Origin of the sequence: Deinococcus sp., from assembly GCF_030523985.1 — a bacterium.
GTDB lineage: Bacteria > Deinococcota > Deinococci > Deinococcales > Deinococcaceae > Deinococcus.
In genome coordinates, this window is sequence record NZ_JAUNHK010000189.1 from 1 (window position 1) to 2,389 (window position 2,389).

3 protein-coding genes are annotated in these 2,389 nt (G+C 65.5%); 1 reads left to right on the forward strand and 2 read right to left on the reverse strand.

Going from position 1 to position 2,389, the window contains the following annotated elements; genetic code table 11:
* Window positions 1-54: 54 nt before the first annotated feature.
* On the reverse strand, window positions 55-1,239 hold the full coding sequence (locus Q4C89_RS14775; RefSeq protein WP_303103383.1) for an MFS transporter: 1,185 nt from the start codon (window positions 1,237-1,239) through the stop codon (window positions 55-57).
* A 104-nt stretch (window positions 1,240-1,343) separates the two neighbouring features.
* Between Q4C89_RS14775 and Q4C89_RS14780 the strand changes: the two genes are divergently transcribed.
* Window positions 1,344-1,856: a hypothetical protein gene (locus Q4C89_RS14780; protein ID WP_303103384.1), complete on the forward strand. Its 513-nt coding sequence runs from the start codon at window positions 1,344-1,346 to the stop codon at window positions 1,854-1,856.
* On the opposite strand, the gene Q4C89_RS14785 is transcribed toward Q4C89_RS14780, so the two are convergent.
* The gene (locus tag Q4C89_RS14785; RefSeq protein ID WP_303103385.1) at window positions 1,848-2,387 is read right to left on the reverse strand and encodes an isoprenylcysteine carboxyl methyltransferase family protein; all 540 of its coding nucleotides are present in this window, start codon (window positions 2,385-2,387) and stop codon (window positions 1,848-1,850) included. The genes Q4C89_RS14780 and Q4C89_RS14785 overlap by 9 nt on opposite strands.
* Window positions 2,388-2,389: the final 2 nt, after the last annotated feature.

Here is a 2,389-nt window from a genome sequence, read left to right on the forward strand (position 1 = left end):
CAAAGTGATCTCCACTAACGTCTGCTCTCATGACTTTTATCAGGCCGTAAGGCCCTATCCCTCAAACTTCACCTTCTGCGGCTCGGGCAAGCGGTAGGCAATCAGGGCGCTGGGAATCAGCAGGGCGAGGCTGGCAAGCGCGGCGGTCTGCGGCGTGGTCGCGTCTGCCAGAGCGCCCACCAGAAAGACCAGCACGCCCGCCACACCCCACGAAAAGCCCATCATGATGGAGCTGGCGACGGCGACATGCTGCGGCGCGTATTCCTGCGCGGTGACGACGCCCACCGGAATGCTGGCATTGACCGCCGCGCCCACCAGAAACGTCAGCGGATAAAACCACCAGTTGGCGGGACTGGACAAAATCAGCACGGCGAAAAAGGGAATGGTGCTCAGAATGGCGGCCCGCAACACGGCGGTTCTGCCGTATTTGTCGCTGTAGCGCCCGCCCAGAATGCCGCCCACCGCACTCGCCACCGAGTAGACCGCCAGCGTCAGACCCACCTCCCGCTGCCCGAAACCCTTGGCAAGCAACATGAAGGGGAGCATGGCGTTGTAACCCGTGCTGGCGAGCGAACGCAGCACCGCCATGCCCCACAGCCACACCAGTGGCCCCCGGAAAATGCCGACATATTCGGCGAGGCCCACCCGTTTGGCCTTCTGCACCCCGCTGGGCGTCACAGCGAAAGTGACGGCGGCAATCACCGCGCCCAGCAGCGCGAACCAGGGCAGGTGCGTCAGCCCCACGCCCGCGAAGACTGGGCCGAGTGCCATGCCCCCCGTGCCGCCCGCGCTGAAGATGCTGGCCCACAACCCGCGTTTGTCGGCAGGACTGTTCTGGGCAACGTAGGCCGCACCTGCCGGGTGAAAAAACCCCGAGCCGAAACCCGCCACCGCCACCAGCAGCACCAGCGCCCCGAACCACGGCACATAACCCATCAGCGTGAGGCCGATGCCGGTCATCAGCGGGCCGAGGGCGGCGGCGTAGCGGCGGTCTATCCGCTCGCCGATGATGCCGAGGAGGGGTTGCAACACGCTGCTCGTCAGGCTGTAGATGCTACCCAGCAGGGTCACGGCAGCGATGCTGACCCCGAATTTGCTTTGCAGCGCGGGCGTCAGTGGCGTGAGCATCGCCCCATAAGCGTCGTTGATGAAGTGTCCGGCGGTCACGGCCAGAGCGATGGCGACCCCATGGCGGCTGGCCGTCAGCGCCGGAGCGGAGGAAGGAGAAGGAACAGTCACCCCCTCAAGCTATCCCGCCCACGATTGGCAGGAAGGGAGATTCACTGGTATCTCGGTGAAGAAGGTGTCATTCGGTGGGCCACCCGAGCCGCTAAGCTGACAGAATGATCGCCGCTTTCCGCAACGCCCTCCTCTCTTTGCTGCCGACCAGCGAAGACGTCTTGGTAAGACAATTGAGCACCATGCAGGACCGTGATTGGACGCCCCTGGCTGAACTGTTCGCCGCCCGTCTGCCTGAATTCGATGCCGTGATTGCCATGCCCGATACTCAGTTGATGGCGCAGCAGGTCGCCCACATGCGCGGCGTGCCGCTGCTGGATGTTCAGTTCAGTGAATCAGGCCTTCAACTGCACACCGGGGGCGTCGGCGGAGAGGCGCTGCTGCTCACGGCCCACCTCAAAGCCGGAGACGCCGAAGCCGACGTGACCGAGCAGGCCAAAGCCCAAGGGCTTCATGTGACCGTCGTGGGCGCAGCCGTCGAGCGCACCAGCCTGGGGGGACGCAACCGCCTGACCCTGCATGGCGTGACGGTGCGGGCCGCCATGCAGGTGGCCGACACCCCCGGCGGCCTGAACATCGAGCGCCGCGCACCGGACCGCTGGACCGCTTCAGCTTGAGCTGCCTGCGGCCTCCGTCTGGGCGCGGTAGTGCGCCAGGGCGGGTTCCTCGGCGGGAATGCGAATTCCCAGCAGCAGCGCGGCATTGAGCAGGCTGAACACCAGCGCCGTGCGGGGGGCACGCACGGCCAGTGGCGCACTCAACAGTTCGGCGGCCACCACCGCATAGTTGGGATGCGAGAGATACTGGAACGGCCCGCCCGTCACCCGCTTTCCCCCCGGCACAATCAGAATCTTGGTGTTCCAGTAGTGCCCCAGCGTCCGCATGACCCAGGAGCGCAGCGGCTGCAGGGCGAGAAAAATCAGGAAGGCGGGCCAGTTCACGTCCCGGCGGCTGGCGCTGCCCTCACGCAGCAGCGAGAGCAGCCAGGCCGGATGCAGCACATAAAACAGCCAGTAATGTTCCTGCCCGTACTCCACCGCGCCGCGTTCCCGTGCCCAGCGCTCGTTGGCGCGTGCCCGGCGCACTTCCAGCAGCCTTTGCACCACAAGGCCAGCGACAAGGTAAGGGGTCAGGCGGCGAGCTTTCATAG

Excerpts from the sequence above, each read along its gene's own strand:
- Q4C89_RS14780 (WP_303103384.1), top strand. The coding sequence starts at position 1,344 with ATGATCGCCGCTTTCCGCAACGCCCTCCTCTCTTTGCTGCCGACCAGC.
- Q4C89_RS14785 (WP_303103385.1), bottom strand. The coding sequence starts at position 2,387 with ATGAAAGCTCGCCGCCTGACCCCTTACCTTGTCGCTGGCCTTGTGGTG.